This window comes from Inhella sp. (assembly GCF_041912635.1).
In the GTDB taxonomy this organism is placed as follows: domain Bacteria; phylum Pseudomonadota; class Gammaproteobacteria; order Burkholderiales; family Burkholderiaceae_C; genus Inhella.
The window spans coordinates 1-14,794 of sequence record NZ_JAYRMO010000047.1 but is presented as its reverse complement, the minus strand read 5'-3'; the positions used below and the strand labels follow the sequence as shown (position 1 = coordinate 14,794).

Annotated in this window: 18 protein-coding genes and 3 tRNA genes; 15 read left to right on the top strand and 6 right to left on the bottom strand. The window is 69.2% G+C overall.

What is annotated here, in order from left to right; genetic code table 11:
- Positions 1-7: 7 nt before the first annotated feature.
- Positions 8-778 (bottom strand): substrate-binding periplasmic protein, encoded by a 771-nt coding sequence (locus ACE3QP_RS20460; RefSeq protein WP_374438720.1) that lies wholly within the window; start codon positions 776-778, stop codon positions 8-10.
- A 188-nt stretch (positions 779-966) separates the two neighbouring features.
- Here ACE3QP_RS20460 and ACE3QP_RS20455 point away from each other — a divergent pair, with 188 nt between their 5' ends.
- Positions 967-1,707 carry a peptidoglycan-binding protein gene (locus tag ACE3QP_RS20455; protein ID WP_374438718.1) on the top strand — a complete coding sequence of 247 codons (741 nt, stop codon included), beginning with the start codon at positions 967-969 and terminating at the stop codon, positions 1,705-1,707.
- A gap of 7 nt (positions 1,708-1,714) precedes the next feature.
- On the opposite strand, the gene ACE3QP_RS20450 is transcribed toward ACE3QP_RS20455, so the two are convergent.
- Positions 1,715-2,833 carry a murein transglycosylase A gene (locus tag ACE3QP_RS20450; RefSeq protein ID WP_374438716.1) on the bottom strand — a complete coding sequence of 373 codons (1,119 nt, stop codon included), beginning with the start codon at positions 2,831-2,833 and terminating at the stop codon, positions 1,715-1,717.
- A gap of 105 nt (positions 2,834-2,938) precedes the next feature.
- Positions 2,939-3,325 carry a Co2+/Mg2+ efflux protein ApaG gene (apaG, locus tag ACE3QP_RS20445; RefSeq protein ID WP_374438714.1) on the bottom strand — a complete coding sequence of 129 codons (387 nt, stop codon included), beginning with the start codon at positions 3,323-3,325 and terminating at the stop codon, positions 2,939-2,941.
- Here apaG and ACE3QP_RS20440 point away from each other — a divergent pair.
- The 3 genes from ACE3QP_RS20440 to ACE3QP_RS20430 are packed head-to-tail and all read left to right on the top strand — an operon-like array spanning position 3,324 to position 5,055.
- A complete protein-coding gene (locus ACE3QP_RS20440; protein WP_374438712.1) occupies positions 3,324-3,926 on the top strand; it encodes a DNA-3-methyladenine glycosylase I in 603 nt (200 codons plus the stop codon). The two genes, apaG and ACE3QP_RS20440, sit on opposite strands and share 2 nt — an antisense overlap.
- Positions 3,927-3,937: 11 nt before the next feature.
- Positions 3,938-4,612, top strand: a complete 675-nt coding sequence (gene rpe, locus ACE3QP_RS20435; protein ID WP_374438711.1) for a ribulose-phosphate 3-epimerase — start codon at positions 3,938-3,940, stop codon at positions 4,610-4,612.
- Positions 4,609-5,055: a low molecular weight protein-tyrosine-phosphatase gene (locus ACE3QP_RS20430; protein ID WP_198113513.1), complete on the top strand. Its 447-nt coding sequence runs from the start codon at positions 4,609-4,611 to the stop codon at positions 5,053-5,055. Before rpe ends, ACE3QP_RS20430 begins: the two co-directional genes overlap by 4 nt.
- Here the strand turns inward: ACE3QP_RS20430 and ACE3QP_RS20425 are convergent.
- Positions 5,045-5,962, bottom strand: coding sequence for a pseudouridine-5'-phosphate glycosidase (locus ACE3QP_RS20425; protein WP_374438710.1), 918 nt, complete (start codon positions 5,960-5,962; stop codon positions 5,045-5,047). The two genes, ACE3QP_RS20430 and ACE3QP_RS20425, sit on opposite strands and share 11 nt — an antisense overlap.
- On the bottom strand, positions 5,952-6,869 hold the full coding sequence (locus ACE3QP_RS20420) for a PfkB family carbohydrate kinase (protein ID WP_374438708.1): 918 nt from the start codon (positions 6,867-6,869) through the stop codon (positions 5,952-5,954). Before ACE3QP_RS20420 ends, ACE3QP_RS20425 begins: the two co-directional genes overlap by 11 nt.
- Positions 6,870-6,885: 16 nt before the next feature.
- On the opposite strand from ACE3QP_RS20420, the gene ACE3QP_RS20415 reads away from it, so the two are divergent.
- Positions 6,886-7,575, top strand: coding sequence for an HAD-IA family hydrolase (locus ACE3QP_RS20415; RefSeq protein WP_374438706.1), 690 nt, complete (start codon positions 6,886-6,888; stop codon positions 7,573-7,575).
- On the opposite strand, the gene ACE3QP_RS20410 is transcribed toward ACE3QP_RS20415, so the two are convergent.
- The gene (locus tag ACE3QP_RS20410) at positions 7,535-8,134 is read right to left on the bottom strand and encodes a chalcone isomerase family protein (RefSeq protein WP_374438704.1); all 600 of its coding nucleotides are present in this window, start codon (positions 8,132-8,134) and stop codon (positions 7,535-7,537) included. The two genes, ACE3QP_RS20415 and ACE3QP_RS20410, sit on opposite strands and share 41 nt — an antisense overlap.
- Before the next feature lie 278 nt (positions 8,135-8,412).
- On the opposite strand from ACE3QP_RS20410, the gene trpE reads away from it, so the two are divergent.
- From trpE to ACE3QP_RS20360, 10 genes are all read left to right on the top strand, one after another.
- Positions 8,413-9,900, top strand: a complete 1,488-nt coding sequence (trpE, locus tag ACE3QP_RS20405; RefSeq protein ID WP_374438743.1) for an anthranilate synthase component I — start codon at positions 8,413-8,415, stop codon at positions 9,898-9,900.
- A gap of 1 nt (position 9,901) precedes the next feature.
- Positions 9,902-10,486 carry an aminodeoxychorismate/anthranilate synthase component II gene (locus ACE3QP_RS20400; protein WP_374438702.1) on the top strand — a complete coding sequence of 195 codons (585 nt, stop codon included), beginning with the start codon at positions 9,902-9,904 and terminating at the stop codon, positions 10,484-10,486.
- Positions 10,483-11,511: a low-specificity L-threonine aldolase gene (ltaE, locus tag ACE3QP_RS20395; protein WP_374438700.1), complete on the top strand. Its 1,029-nt coding sequence runs from the start codon at positions 10,483-10,485 to the stop codon at positions 11,509-11,511. The genes ACE3QP_RS20400 and ltaE overlap by 4 nt, the downstream gene beginning before the upstream one ends.
- 1 nt (position 11,512) lies before the next feature.
- Positions 11,513-12,538: an anthranilate phosphoribosyltransferase gene (trpD, locus tag ACE3QP_RS20390; protein ID WP_374438698.1), complete on the top strand. Its 1,026-nt coding sequence runs from the start codon at positions 11,513-11,515 to the stop codon at positions 12,536-12,538.
- Between the two features lie 3 nt (positions 12,539-12,541).
- Positions 12,542-13,324, top strand: coding sequence for an indole-3-glycerol phosphate synthase TrpC (gene trpC, locus ACE3QP_RS20385; RefSeq protein WP_374438697.1), 783 nt, complete (start codon positions 12,542-12,544; stop codon positions 13,322-13,324).
- Positions 13,321-14,031, top strand: a complete 711-nt coding sequence (locus tag ACE3QP_RS20380) for a uracil-DNA glycosylase (RefSeq protein ID WP_374438695.1) — start codon at positions 13,321-13,323, stop codon at positions 14,029-14,031. The genes trpC and ACE3QP_RS20380 overlap by 4 nt, the downstream gene beginning before the upstream one ends.
- A gap of 54 nt (positions 14,032-14,085) precedes the next feature.
- Positions 14,086-14,171 (top strand) — tRNA-Tyr (locus tag ACE3QP_RS20375).
- A gap of 16 nt (positions 14,172-14,187) precedes the next feature.
- Positions 14,188-14,261, top strand: a tRNA-Gly gene (locus tag ACE3QP_RS20370).
- Positions 14,262-14,329: 68 nt separating this feature from the next.
- Positions 14,330-14,404, top strand: a tRNA-Thr gene (locus ACE3QP_RS20365).
- Positions 14,405-14,457: 53 nt separating this feature from the next.
- Positions 14,458-14,794, top strand: a 337-nt coding sequence (locus tag ACE3QP_RS20360; protein ID WP_233598051.1) for a GTP-binding protein, incomplete at its 3' end; no start/stop codon positions are given.

Genomic DNA, 14,794 nt, shown 5'->3' with positions numbered 1-14,794 from the left:
CGGAGGGTCAGGGCGGCAGCATGTGGGGAAGCCACTTTTTGAACAGTTTGGCAAAGCTGCCATCGCGCTTCATTGCGTCCAGCGCCTGCTGCCAGCGCCGCACCTCTTCGTCGGGCGTGGCGAGCGAGAACGCCAGGTAGCCCATCGCGCCGGGGTAGACCATGGCCGTGGTCACGGCGTCGGCCGCATAGCCCTCGCGCTTGAGCAGATCGGGCAGGGTCAGCAGTTCCGAGGCCATCAGCGGCGCGCGGCCGACCACCAGCATGCGGATGGCTGCGCCGGGGGTGCTGACCTCGGTCAGGTTCTTGAAGCCGCGCTTTTGCAGCTCCTGCGCCGAGGCCCAGTCGCGGATGACGATGATCTGGCTGGCCTTGGCGGCGTCGTCCAGGCTGCGCAGATGGCGCTCGGTGCCCTTGGCGGTGAACAGCGCGTTCTGGAACTCCACCACCGGGCCGACCCACTTGAACAGCTTTTCGCGATGGGCCGCGCGCGCCATGGTGAACAGGCACACCGGATGCGGGCCCTGGGCCTCCTGGTAGCCGCGTGTCCAGGGCATGAATTCCACCGGGATGTCCAGGCCCAGGCGCTTTTGCAGCAGCAGCACCAGCTCGCCGGCCATGCCACTGGGGTGGCCCTGGTCTTCAAAGTTGACGGGCGGGAAATCCTCGCTGAGCAGGCGCAGCGTGGGCGGCTCCTGCGCCCGGGCGCTGCTGCCCAGGCCCATCCCCAGGCCGGCCAGCACCAAGCCGCGGCGCCGCGGGTAGGGTGACGAAAACATGACGCGATTTTCGCCTCCGGCCCGGGCCGCCAAGGGCGTACAAGTACCCGGGGCCCGCCTGGCCCTCACCCGGATGCGGGGGGCCGGGTACAGGCCGCCTCGCGCGGCGGTGCTGCGTCCTAGACTCGTCCGCCGCGCCGGCACTCGCAGGCTTGGCGGCACACCACTTCATCGGGAGGCATGGCGCCATGGCCACTTTGCAGCAAGGGTCCGTCGGACCCGCCGTCAGCACGCTTCAGGCGCGGCTGAATGCGCTGAACGTCGTTCAACCCCTTCTGGCGGTGGATGGCATCTTCGGGCCCAAGACCAAGGCGGCGGTGATCAGTTTTCAGGGCCGCACGCCGCCGCTGAAGGCGGACGGCATCGTCGGCCCGAAGACCGAGGCCGCCCTGGCGGCGGCCCAGCCCTTCCCGCCGGCGCCCAGCATCGTGCTGAACTACACCGTGCCCTCGCCCGTGCACATCGCGCAGGACAAAACCATGTCCTGCTGGTTTGCCTCGGCGCAGATGCTGATCCAGTGGAAGCGCCAGCGCACCCAGATGACGGACGCGCGCCACCCGGATCCGGCCGATTCGCCGAAGTGGTCCAAGCTCTACTCGGACAACACCGGCATCACCAACGGCAAGATCCGCGAGTTTGGTCGCGACATGGGTTTCGCCTATGTGCCGCCGATGTCGCCCACGCCCGAGGCCATCATGGGCTGGCTGCGGGCGTTCGGGCCGTTGTGGGTGAATGGCAAGCGGCACATCACCGTCATCGCCGGCATCCGCGGGCCGCGTGAGAACTGCGAGGTGCTGGTGCTGGACCCCGGCCGCCCCGCCGAGAAGAACGGCTCCTGGCGCAATCTGCGCACCTGGTACGTGCTGGACAAGCACTCGGGGCGCGACACCGCCACCGACGTCGAGGCGGTGTTCCTGCGCCTGCCCTGAGCGCCGCTCAGGGCGTGTTGGCGCGCGGCAGCAGCACCCAGTAGCGCAGCGCCTGCTTCATGCGCCCGGCCTGGGCCTCGGCGGCGGCGCCCCAGCCCCAGAAGTAGTCGGCGCGCACGGCGCCCTGGATGGCGCTGCCGGTGTCCTGCGCCAGCACCAGGCGGCGCAGCGGGGTCTGGCTCAGCGGCTCGGTGCTGTCCAGCCACAGCAAATGCCCGTAGGGAATGGCGTTGCGGTCCACCGCCACCGAGCGGCCGGGTGTCAGGGGCAGGCCCTGGCCGCCGCGCGGGCCCTTCTCGGGGTCGGGCAGCGGCTCTTCGCGGAAGAACACCAGGCGCGGGTTGCTCCACAGCATCTCGTTCAGCCGCGCCGGGTTGGCCTGGCCCCAGGCCTTGATGGCCGGCCAGTTCGCTTCGTGGGCCTTCAGCAGACCTTGCTCGATCAGCCAGCGACCCACCGAGCGGTAGGGCTGCTCGTTGTGGCCGGCAAAGGCCAGGCGCAGCAGGCGCTCGCGGCCGTCGGGCTCGCGCACCAGCACGCGGCCCGAGCCCTGGATCTGCAGCAGCAGCGCGTCCAGCGCGTCTTCCACATAGAGCAGCGGCGGCACGCGGCCGCGCCATTGCTGGTCGAACTGCTGGCGCGGGGCGCGCGCCAGCTGCGCGTCGGCCGGTGGGGCAAACAGCGGCACCTTGAACTGCGCATCGGGCTGGCGGCGGGCGCGCAGCTCGGGCTCGAAGTAGCCGGTGGCCAGGCCCTGCGGGTTGCCGTCGGCGGCTTCCACGCGGTGCGGCTGCAGCTGTTCCATCAGCCAGCCATGCGCCTGCAGACGGTCGCTGGGGGCATCTTCCAGGGCCAAGCGGGCACACAGACGCTCCCACTGGGCGGGTGGGCGCTGGCAGTTCTGGCGCAGCGCGGGCCACAGGGTTTCGGCGGCGTCCTCACCCCAGCCGGGCAGCTCGCTCCAGCTGGTGGGCACCCAGCGCGCCGGGCCGGGGGCGGGCGGTTTGGGGCTGGGCAGCGAGGGCTCGGGGGCCGGTTCGGGTGCCGGCGCGGGCCCCGGCGGCGGCGGCAAGGTGCTGCAGGCGGCCAGGCCGAGCAGCACCAGCGCATGGTGCAATGCCCGCATGGGACTGATCATTCTGGAGCTGCTGCTGGCGCTGGGCCTGGCGGTGTTCATCGTCTGGTGGACGATGTTTTCGGGACGGAACAGGGGCAAGGACGAAGACCGGGATCAGTGAAGCTGGCTCGTGTCGGCCAGCAGGAACTCGGGCACCTCGGCGTAGAAGATCTCGGCGTCTTCGGTGACGCACAGGTAGCGCCCGCTCATGCTGCCCTGCGGGGTGCCGATCTGCGCCCAGGAGCTGTACTGGAAGCGTTGGCCGGGCTGCAGATAGGGCTGGTGGCCGACTACGGCCAGGCCCTTGACCTCCTCGACCTGGCCGCGCGCGTCGAGGATGCGCCACTGCCGGGCCACCAGCTGGGCCGGCACCTTGCCCACGTTCTCGATCGTGACCGTGTACTGGAAGGCCCAGCGCTCCTGCGCGGGGTCGGTCTGCTCGGCCAGCGGCTGCACGACGACGCTGCAGCGAAACTCGGCGGAAGAGGAGCTTGAAGACATGAGAACGATCCTGGGTGAGGACGACCGGGCGCGCTGCGCCTGGTGCGAGGCGGTCGATTTTCCGCTCTACCGCCGCTACCACGACGAAGAGTGGGGCTATCCGGTGGCCGATGAGACGCGCCTGTTTGAAAAGCTCTGCCTCGAAGGCTTCCAGTCGGGCCTGAGCTGGCGCACCATCCTGGCCAAGCGCGAGGCCTTCCGTGCCGCCTTTGCCGGCTTTGATGCCGCGCGGGTGGCGGCCTTTGAAGAGGCCGATGTGGCGCGCCTGTTGGGCGATGCCGGCATCGTGCGGCACCGCGGCAAGATCGAGGCCACGATCGGCAATGCGCGGGCGCTGCGCGCACTGCAGGACGGTGGCCGCAGCCTGGCGGCGCTGGTCTGGACCTTCGAGGAAAAGCCTGAACCCCCGGTGGTGCGGGCGGAGTCGTCGGCCTCGCAGGCCCTGTCCAAACAGCTGAAGAAGCTGGGTTTTCGCTTCGTCGGCCCCACCACCTGCTACGCCTTCATGCAGGCCATGGGCCTGGTGAACGACCATGCCGAAGGCTGCTGGGCGCGTGCCAAGGCCGAGCAGGCGCGCCGGGCCTTCCGGGTGCCTTCCTAGAATCGCGCCCCATGAGCCATCGCATCGCCCCCAGCATCCTCTCCGCCGATTTCGCCCGCCTGGGCGATGAATGCCGCAACGTCCTGGCGGCCGGCGCCGACTGGATCCACTTCGACGTGATGGACAACCATTACGTGCCGAATCTGACCTTCGGCCCGATGGTCTGCCAGGCCCTGCGTCCGCACTGCGTGCTGCCCGATGGCCGCCCCGCGCCCATCGACGTGCACCTGATGGTCGAGCCTGTGGACGCACTGGCCCAGGCCTTCTGCAAGGCCGGCGCCGATCTGGTCAGCTTCCACCCTGAAGCCAGCAAGCATGTGGACCGCACGCTGCAGCTGATCAAGGCTGAGGGCAAGCAGGCCGGCCTGGTCTTCAACCCCGGCACGCCACTGGATGTGCTGGAGTGGGTGATCGACAAGGTCGATCTGGTGCTGATCATGAGCGTCAACCCCGGCTTCGGCGGTCAGAGCTTCATCGACTCGGCGCTCCGCAAGCTCGAAAAGGCGCGCAAGCTGATCGAGCAGACCGGGCGCGACATCCGCCTCGAGGTGGACGGCGGCGTCAAGGTGGACAACATCCGCCGCATTGCCGACGCCGGCGCCGACACCTTTGTGGCCGGCTCGGCCATCTTCGGCCAGCGCGACTACAAGGCGGTCATCGACGCCATGCGGCAGCAGCTCGCGTGAGCTCCGTCCTCCTCGTCTGTCGGGCGAATTTGTGTCGCTCGCCCATGGCCGAGGTGGTGTTTCGCGCTTGCGCGCTGGCCCTGGGCCTGCGCCGCGTGGCTTCGGCGGGCGTCTGGGCCTCCAGCCGGCCCGAGCGCATGGACCCGCGCGCCGCCGCCTGCCTGGAGCGGCGCCGCTATGTGCTGGACCCGAAATGGCGCTCGCGCAAGGTGCAACGCGAGGACCTGGCCAAGTTCGAGGTGCTGCTGGCGCTGGACAACGAGGTGCTGGACGAGTTGCGCCGGATCTTCCCCGAGGCCCCGCCGCAGCGCCTGCGCCTGCTGCTGGACCATGTGCCGGGGATGGCTGGGCAGGACGTGCCCGACCCCTACTACTCCAGCGCGCAGGGCTTTGAGCACGCACTCGATCTGATCGAGCGCGCGGTCGGCTCGTTCAGGCCTTAGCCAACTCGGTGGCCAGGCGCGCGCCCAGCACGGCGTTGTGCTTGACCAGCTCGATATTGGTGGCCAGCGAGCGCCCCTGTGACAGCTCGGCCAGGCGCTTCAGCATGAAGGGCGTGCTGGCCTTGCCGTGGATGCCCTGTTCATCAGCCTCACGCAGTGCCTGGGCAATCCAGACTTCGACCTGGGCGGCCGGGATCTCGTGCGTGGCCGGCACCGGGTTGGCCACCACCACGCCGCTGCTCAGGCCCAGACCCCAATGGCAGCGCAGGAAGGCGGCCAGCGCGGCCGGCTCGTCGATGCGGAAATCGGCCTTCAGCCCGCTTTCGCGGCTGTAGAAGGCCGGAAAGCCTTCCTGCCCCACGGCCACCACCGGTACGCCCTGGGTCTCCAGCACTTCCAGCGTCAGCGGCAGGTCCAGGATGCTCTTGGCGCCGGCGCACACCACGGCCACCGGCGTGCGCGCCAACTCCATCAGGTCGGCGCTGATGTCCATGCTCTGCTGGGCGCCGCGGTGCACGCCGCCGATGCCGCCCGTCACGAAGACTCGGATGCCCGCGGCCTGCGCGCACAGCATGGTGGCGGCTACCGTGGTGGCGCCCAGGCGGCGTTGTGCCACGGCGTAGGCGATGTCGCGCCGGCTCAGCTTCAGGGTCTGGGCGCCGGCCTGGGCCAGCTGTTCCAGCTCGGCTGCACTCAAGCCGACGCGGATGGCGCCGTCCATCACCGCGATGGTGGCTGGCACCGCGCCGTGCGAACGGATCAGTGCCTCCACTGCCTGGGCGGTGGCCAGGTTCTGCGGGTAGGGCATGCCATGGGCCACGATGGTGGACTCCAGCGCCACCACAGGGCGGCCTTCGGCCAGGGCATCGGCCACTTCGGGGGCGCAGCGCAGCCAATCAGTTTTCATTGCGGTCTTCCAGGTCGTCGAGCAGGGCCGGGTGGATGTCCGGCGCCACGCTCAGGGGGGATTGCAGGCAGATCTGGGCCAGGCGTTGGCCGAAGCGGGCGGCGCCCAGCCAGTCGCCCGGCCGCTGCAACAGGGCGGCCAGCACGCCGGCGGTGAAGGCATCGCCCGCACCGGTCACATCGGCCACCTGCGGCGTGGGCGGGGCCGGCAGGGTCTGCCACTGCCACTGGATCTCGCCCCACTGACCCAGGCGCACGCCTTGCGCGCCCTGGGTCACCAGGGCGCGGCGCAGGCCGCGGCGTGCCAGCTCGGTGTTGCCGCCGGCGGCCCACCACTCGCCGCTGTTGGCGATCAAGAGGTCCAGGCGCGACAGATCCTCGGGCAGGGCGGCCATCTTGGGCTCGGACACGGCCAGGATCACGGCCAGGCCCTGGCGCTCCTCGGCCAGCCAGGCTTCCAGGGTGTCGCGGCGCAGGTTCAGGTCGGCCAGCTGGATGGCGGCCTGGCTGCGCTTGGGCTGGGTGCGCGTGAGCTTGCCCGGGCCCAGGGTGCCCAGCGCATCCAGCTGCGCCAGGCCCAGGTGCAGCTCGCCGCTGGGCTCGAGCACGGCGGTGTAGGCGCCAGTGGCGGTGTCCGGCACGGTCAGCACGGCGTCGATGTCCAGGCCCAGGCGCAGGCAGTCCATGCGCAGCAGGGCGCCGGCGGCGTCATCGCCCCAGGCGCTGAGCAAGGCCACGGGCAGGCCCAGCAAGCTGAGGTTGTGCGCCACATTGCGCGCCACCCCACCGGGGTGCGAGGTTTCACTCACCGGGTTGGAGCTGGCCAGCACCGGCGGCGCTTCCAGGCGCAGCTTGCGGTCCCAGACGGCGCCCCCCAGGCACCAGATATTCGGTTCAGAGGCTGACACGGCGACACTGACCCCCATGAAGATTGAAGCCCTGTTGGTGGACCTGGATGGCACCCTGCTCGATACGGTGGGCGACTTTGTCGCTGCGCTCACGCCCCTGGCTGCCGAACTGGGCGCCCCGGCGCCCTCCGAAGCGCTGGTGCGGCGCTTGATCGGCCGTGGCGGCGCGCAGCTCCTGCGCGACCTGCTGGCCCATTGGGGTCTGACGGTGCAGAACTTCGAGGCCCTGCGGGAGCGGTACGAGTGCCATTACAGAGCGGTCAACGGGCAGCGAGCCCGGCTGTTCGAGGGGGTGGTGGTGGGCCTGGAGGGCCTGCGAGCCCTGGGTCTGCGGCTGGCTTGCGTCACCAACAAGCCGCAAGCGAATGCGCAAGCGCTATTGGAACGCTTCCGGCTGGCCGCGTATTTCGAACTGTTAGTGGGTGGCGCCCAGGGCCTGCGCGCCAAGCCCGCGCCGGACAGCCTGCTGCTGGCCTGCGCCGGCCTAGGCCTGCCGCCCGCGCGCTGCCTGATGGTGGGGGATTCCGCAAACGACGCGGCGGCCGCGCGGGCCGCCGGTTGTGCGGGGGTGGTGCTGCTGCGCCATGGCTACAACCATGGCGAACCGATCGAGGCGGTGCCGGCCGAGGCCCATCTGGATGGACTCGACCGGCTGCCCGCCTGGCTCAGCGGCCGCGCTTGTCCTTGCCCAGCAGCTGGTTCTTGAGGTCGTCGTCGGCCGGCTTCTCGCCCAGCCAGATGCGCAGCAGGGCGTTGAAGAACTCGGGCTCGGGGATGACCTCACCCACCGGCTTGTAGTCCACGAACACCTGAGCCCCGGTGCCGGGGATCCAGTCGATGCCGATGGCGGCACCCGACTGCGCCTTCTTCATGTCATTGAAGATCTGGCCGAATTTGAAGATGCCGTTGATGGTCTTGGCACGCTCTTCGGGCAGGGCGTTCTTCTGCATGCCGTCGGTGAAGGCCTTGCCGAGGTCCTTGCCGTCCACATCGCGCAGCATCTTCAGCAGCACGCGCTTGGGGCCATCCTGCTTGATCAGGCCATCCGGCGTGTCGGCCTTCTGCTTGAAATAGAAGCCCACGGTGTAGACCTTGAAGATGGCCTTGTAGCGTACCCCCAGGCCATTGAGGACCAGTTTCTGACCGGCCACTTCGGCCGTGGTGTCGAACTTCGCCCCCCCGGCTTCGACGGTGTCGGCCAGGGCGCCCAAGGGCAGGGTGGGCAGGGCAAGGGCTAGCAGGGTGCTCAGAAAGGCTCGGCGCATGCGGGTCTCCAACGCGGCGGGTGAACGGCAATTGTGGCGAGATGTTGCGCCCGCCACCCCAGGGGAAGTGCTTGCCTGCAACGCGAATACGGGTGCATTGGTTCACGAAGCCTGGCTGCATGTGCATGGCTACACTCCGGCGCATGTTCGTGAACCGCAAACTCACCAAGGGGTCTGGCGACCGGGGAGCCTGGCCCTGGCGACCCTGCACTCTGCGAAGCTGAGTGGGCGTGGCGTGGCCGCGCCCGGGTGAACCCTTGCGTGCAGGACCCGCTGTGATCACGAACGAACAAGACTTTCTGCGTCTGGCCCAAGCCGGCCACAACCGCATTCCCCTGGTGCGCCAGGCCTTTGCGGACCTCGAAACCCCGCTCTCCCTCTACTTGAAGCTCTGCGCCGGTCGGCCCCTGAGCTTCCTGCTCGAATCCGTCATCGGCGGCGAGCGTTTCGGGCGCTACTCCTTCATTGGTCTGCCCGCGCGCAGCCTGCTGCGCGCCCGCGGCTCGATCTGCGAGATCGTGCGCGACGGCGAGGTCGTCGAGCGCCACGAGGGCAACCCGCTGGACTTCATCGCCGCCTACCAGGAGCGCCTGAAGCCAGCGGTGCTGCCCGGCCTGCCGCGCTTCTGCGGCGGCCTGGCTGGGTACTTCGGCTACGACACCGTGCGTGCCATCGAGCCGCGCCTGGCCAAGAGGCGCCCCGCCGGCGGCCTGGGCTTGCCGGACATCCAACTGCTGCTGAGCGAGGAGGTGGCCGTCATCGACAACCTCAGCGGCCGGCTCTACCTGATCGTCTGGGCCGATCCTGCGGTGCCCGAGGCCTATGCCAAAGCCCAGGCACGCCTGGAAGAGCTGGCCGGCAGCCTGCGCCGCGGCGTGGGCCTGCCCGAGGTCAAGCCCAGCGCGCCCCAGCCCGTGCAGCGCGAGCGCGAGCCGGCCGAGTTCATGCAGGCGGTGAACAAGGCCAAGGAATTCATTGCCGCCGGCGACTGCATGCAGGTGGTGATCGGCCAGCGCCTGAAGAAGCGCTACGACGCCGACCCGCTGAGCCTGTACCGCGCGCTGCGTTCGCTCAACCCCAGTCCGTACATGTATTACTACGACATGGGGGATCACCAGATCGTTGGCGCCTCGCCGGAGATCCTGGTGCGCGAGGAGCACCGCTCGATCGAAGACGGCGGCGGCCGCAAGATCACCATCCGCCCTCTGGCCGGAACCCGCCCACGCGGCGCCACGCCGCAGGCCGACGCCCTGCTGGAGGCCGAGCTGCGCGGCGACGCCAAGGAGCGCGCCGAGCACCTGATGCTGATCGACCTGGCGCGCAACGACATCGGCCGCATCGCCCGCACCGGTAGCGTGAAGGTCACGGCGGCCTTCGAGGTGGAGCGCTACTCGCATGTGATGCACATCGTCAGCAATGTCGAAGGCGTGCTGCGGCCCGAGGTCGGGCAGCTGGACGTGCTGAAGGCGAGCTTCCCGGCCGGCACGCTCACCGGCGCGCCCAAGGTGCGCGCGATGGAGCTGATCGATGAGCTGGAACCCGTGGAGCGCGGCATCTACGGCGGCGCTTGCGGCTACCTGAGCTTTGCCGGCGACATGGACCTGGCCATCGCCATCCGCACCGGCATCGTCAAGGACGGCACGCTCTACGTGCAGGCCGCGGCCGGCGTGGTGGCCGATTCGGTTCCTGAGCTGGAGTGGAAGGAAACCGAGGCCAAGGCCCGTGCCGTGCTGGCGGCGGCCGAGTTGGTGGAAGGGGGGTTCTGAAATGATCTTGATGATCGATAACTACGACAGCTTCACCTTCAACCTGGTGCAGTACCTGGGCGAACTGGGGGCCGAGGTGAAGGTGCTGCGCAATGACGAGATCGACGTCGCCGGCATTGGCGCGCTGAGCCCCAGCCACCTGATCCTCTCCCCGGGCCCCTGCACGCCCAGCGAGGCCGGCGTGTGCGTGCCGGCCATCCAGGCCTTCAAGGGCAAGCTGCCGATCCTGGGCGTGTGCCTGGGCCACCAGAGCATCGGCCAGGCGCTGGGCGGCAAGATCGTGCGGGCGCAGCGCCAGATGCATGGCAAAGCCAGCACCATCACGAACGACGGCCGCGGTGTCTTCAAGGGCCTGCCGTCGCAGTTCAGTGTGATCCGCTATCACTCCCTGGTGATTGAGCCCGCGAGCTGCCCGCCCGAGCTGGAGGTGAGCGCGCGCAGCGAGGACGGCGAGATCATGGCCGTGCGCCACCGAGAGTTGGCGGGCACGAAGACCCCGATCGAGGGCGTGCAGTACCACCCCGAATCCATCCTCTCCGAGCATGGCCACGCCCAGCTGAAGAACTTCCTGGAGCTGGCCCTATGAGCGCCCTTGTAGACCTGCGCAGCGACACCGTCACCCGCCCGACGGCCGGCATGCGCGCCGCGATGGCCGCGGCGCCCTTGGGCGACGACGTGTTTGGCGATGACCCCAGCGTCAACGCCCTGCAGGCGGCCGTGGCCGAGCGCCTGGGTTTTGAGGCCGCGCTCTTCCTGCCCAGCGGCACGCAAAGCAATCTGGTGGCCCTGATGAGTCACTGCGAGCGGGGCGACGAGTACATCGTCGGCCAGCAACAGCATTGCTACCGCTGGGAGGCTGGCGGTGCGGCAGTGCTGGGCTCCATCCAGCCGCAGCCGCTGACCCAGCAGCCGGACGGCAGCCTGCTGCTGGCGGACATCGAGGCTGCGATCAAGCCGGATGACCCGCACTTCGCCCGCACGCGCCTGCTTTGCCTGGAGAACACCATCGGCGGCCAGGTGCTGGGCCCGGCCTATGTGCGCGAGACCCAGGCGCTGGCGCGCCGCCATGGTCTGAGTCTGCACCTGGACGGCGCGCGGCTCTTCAATGCCGCGGCGGCCGCGCCAGGTGAGGTGCTGGCCAACGCCCGGGCGATTTGCGCCGGCTTCGATTCGGTCTCGGTCTGCTTCTCCAAGGGTTTGGGCGCGCCGGTCGGGTCGGTACTGTGCGGCTCGGCCCCCTTCATCGCCCGCGCCCGGCGCTGGCGCAAGATGTGCGGCGGGGCGATGCGCCAGGCCGGCCTGCTCGCCGCGGCGGCGCACTACGCGCTCGACCACCACCTGGAGCGTCTGCGCGAAGACCATGCGCGCGCGCAGCGCCTTGCCGCGGGCCTGCAAGGCCTGCCCGGCCTGACGGTGCAGATGCCGCAGACCAACATCGTGTTTGCCGATGTCGCGTCCGAGCGTGGCGCCGGCCTGATCCCGTTCTTGAAGGAGCGCGGCGTGCTGGCCACCGGCCTGTACCGCCTGCGCTTTGTCACCCATCTGGATGTGGACGATGCCGGCGTGGACCGTGCCATCGCCGCTGTCCGTGCCTATTTCCGCGAGGCCTGAGATGCCGATCACCGACCAAGAAGCCCTGCAGCGCGTCATCGAGCACCGCGAGATTTTTCCGGACGAGATGCTGGCGCTGATGCGCCGCATCATGACGGGCGAGATGTCGCCGGTGGTGGCGGCAGCGCTCATCACCGGCCTGCGCGTCAAGAAGGAAACGGTGGGCGAGATCGCCGCGGCCGCCGAAGTGATGCGCGAGCTCAGCCGCAAGGTGCCGGTGGAACCGCACCCGCATCTGGTGGACGTGGTGGGCACCGGCGGCGATGGCGCGCACAGCTTCAACATCAGCACCTGCTCGATGTTCGTGGCCGCCGCGGCCGGCGCCGTGGTGGCCAAGCACGGCAACCGCAGCGTCAGCAGCAAGAGCGGCAGCGCGGATGTTCTGGAGAGCCTGGGTGCGCGCATCGACCTGCAGCCCGACGCTGTGGCGCGCTGCCTGGCCGAGGCCGGCATGGGTTTCATGTTTGCGCCCAACCACCACCCGGCGATGAAGAACATCGCTCCTGTGCGCAAGGAGCTGGGCGTGCGCACGATCTTCAACATCCTGGGGCCGCTGACCAACCCAGCCGGCGCGCCCAACATCCTGATGGGCGTGTTCCACCCGGACTTGGTGGGCATCCAGGTGCGTGTGTTGCAGCGTTTGGGCGCAAAACATGCGCTGGTGGTCTATGGGCAGGACGGGCTGGACGAGGTCTCGCTCGGCGCCGCCACCCTGGTGGGCGAACTGCGCGACGGCCAAGTCACCGAGTACAGCATCCATCCCGAAGACTTCGGTATCGCCATGGCGGCCACGCGCAATCTGCGCGTCGAGAACGCCGAGGCCTCGAAGGCCATGCTGCTGGGTGTGCTGGAGGGCAAGACGGGCCCGGCGCGCGACATCGTGCTGCTCAACGCCGGGGCGGCGCTGTACGCCGCCGACGTGGCCGAATCGATCGCCGCGGGCATCGAGCGGGCCCGCACGGCCCTCGACAGCGGCGCCGCGCGCGCCAAGCTGGACCAGTTCGTGAACGCGACCCAGCGGGGCTGAGCGATGGAAGACGTGTTGCGCCGCATCGTGGCGGTCAAGCAAGAAGAAGTGGCGGCGCTGCGCCCGCACGCGGCCGAACTGCGCCGCCGCGCCGAGCAGGCCCCGCCCGCGCGCGGCTTTACCGCCGCGCTGCAGACCCGTGTGGCACAAGGCCGTTCGGCGGTGATCGCGGAAGTCAAGAAGGCCAGCCCCAGCAAGGGCGTGCTGCGCGAGTCTTTCGACCCCGCCGCCATTGCGGCCAGCTACGCGCAACACGGCGCGGCCTGCCTGTCCGTGCTGACCGACGAGCGCTTCTTCCAAGGCTGCACGGCCTATCTGCAGCAGGCCCGTGCGGCCTGCAGCCTGCCGGTGCTGCGCAAGGACTTCATGATCGACGAGCTGCAGATCATGGACGCCAAGGCCATGGGGGCGGACGCCATCCTGCTGATCGTGGCCTGCCTGGACGACGTGCAGCTGCGGGATCTGGAGGCTTGTGCGCTGGCCCTGGGCCTGGATGTCCTGGTGGAGTCCCACGACGCGGCCGAGCTGGACCGTGCGCTGCGCTTGAAGACGCCGCTGATGGGCATCAACAACCGCAACCTGCGCACCTTTGAGGTCAGCCTGGACACCACGCTGAGCCTGCGCGGTGCGATCGGCCCCGGGCGGCTGCTGATCACCGAATCGGGCGTGCTGGTGCGCGCCGACGTCGAGCGGCTGCGCGCGGCCGATGTGCAGGCCTTTCTGGTGGGCGAGGCCTTCATGCGCGCTTCGGACCCGGGCCAGGCGCTGGCTGAGTTGTTCGCTTGAGCGCCCTGCAGGAACCGCTGGGGGCGGCGCTGGCGCGCGCCCAGTTGGGCGCGGGGTGGCAGACGCCCCTTGCGCAGTGGCGCAAAGGTGCGCAGCCGCTGATCGATCGCATCGAGGCGCGGCAACGGGCGGGTGCGCAGATCTACCCGGCGCAGCCCCTGCGGGCGCTGGAGCTGACACCCTTGTCCGCTTGCCGGGTGGTGATCTTGGGTCAGGATCCCTACCACGGCCCCGGTCAGGCGGAGGGGCTGGCCTTCTCCGTGCCGGCGGGCCAGAAGCTGCCTCCCAGCCTGCGCAACATATACAAGGAGTTGCAGCGCGACCTCGGGCTGGTGCCCGCGGCTCACGGGCATCTGGGGGGCTGGGCGCGCCGCGGGGTGCTGCTGCTCAATACGGTGCTCACGGTCGAGGACGGCCAGGCCGCCGCGCATGCCGGCTGGGGCTGGGAGGCGCTGACGGACGCGTTGATCCGCGCCGTGGCGGCCGATCCGCGGCCCAAGGCCTTCCTGCTCTGGGGGGCACATGCGCAGTCCAAGCAGCCGCTGCTGCAGGGCGGCCAGCACCTGGTGCTGGCGGCCAACCATCCCTCGCCGCTGTCGGCCCTGCGTCCGCCGCGCCCCTTCATCGGCTGCGGTCACTTCGGTGCCGTCCAACGCTGGCTGGCGGCACAAGGACAGAGCTGGAGCTGGTCGGTAGAGCCGGCCTGAGCGGCGGGGGCTTGCGGGGCGAAAAAGCTCTGCTATAGTCGCGGGCTCGCTCCAGGAGGGGTGGCCGAGTGGTTAAAGGCAGCAGACTGTAAATCTGCCCGCTAACGCGTACGCTGGTTCGAATCCAGCCTCCTCCACCAAAGCGATGCTCCTTCAGCGGGAGTAGTTCAATGGTAGAACCTTAGCCTTCCAAGCTAATGACGCGGGTTCGATTCCCGTCTCCCGCTCCAGAGCGGTTGGCTTGTGGGGCGAGGCGGCACCGGATTGCGGATTGCGAAGTCCTCAGCCCTGTGTCGCTGCCCATGTGGCTCAGTGGTAGAGCACTCCCTTGGTAAGGGAGAGGTCGCGGGTCCGATTCCCGCCATGGGCACCACCCTTTTTCGTCTTTTCTTCCCTTCTTTCTGGGCGGAGCGCCAGGAGCACCAAATGGCAAAAGGTAAGTTCGAACGCACCAAGCCGCACGTAAACGTGGGCACCATCGGTCACGTGGACCATGGCAAGACCACGCTGACGGCAGCGATTGCGACCGTTCTGTCGAAGAAGTTCGGTGGCGAGGCCAAGGCCTACGACCAGATCGACGCAGCGCCGGAAGAGAAGGCGCGCGGCATCACCATCAACACCGCGCACGTTGAATATGAGACGGCCAACCGCCACTACGCGCACGTTGACTGCCCGGGCCACGCCGACTACGTCAAGAACATGATCACCGGTGCCGCCCAGATGGACGGCGCCATCCTGGTGTGCTCGGCCGCTGACGGCCCGA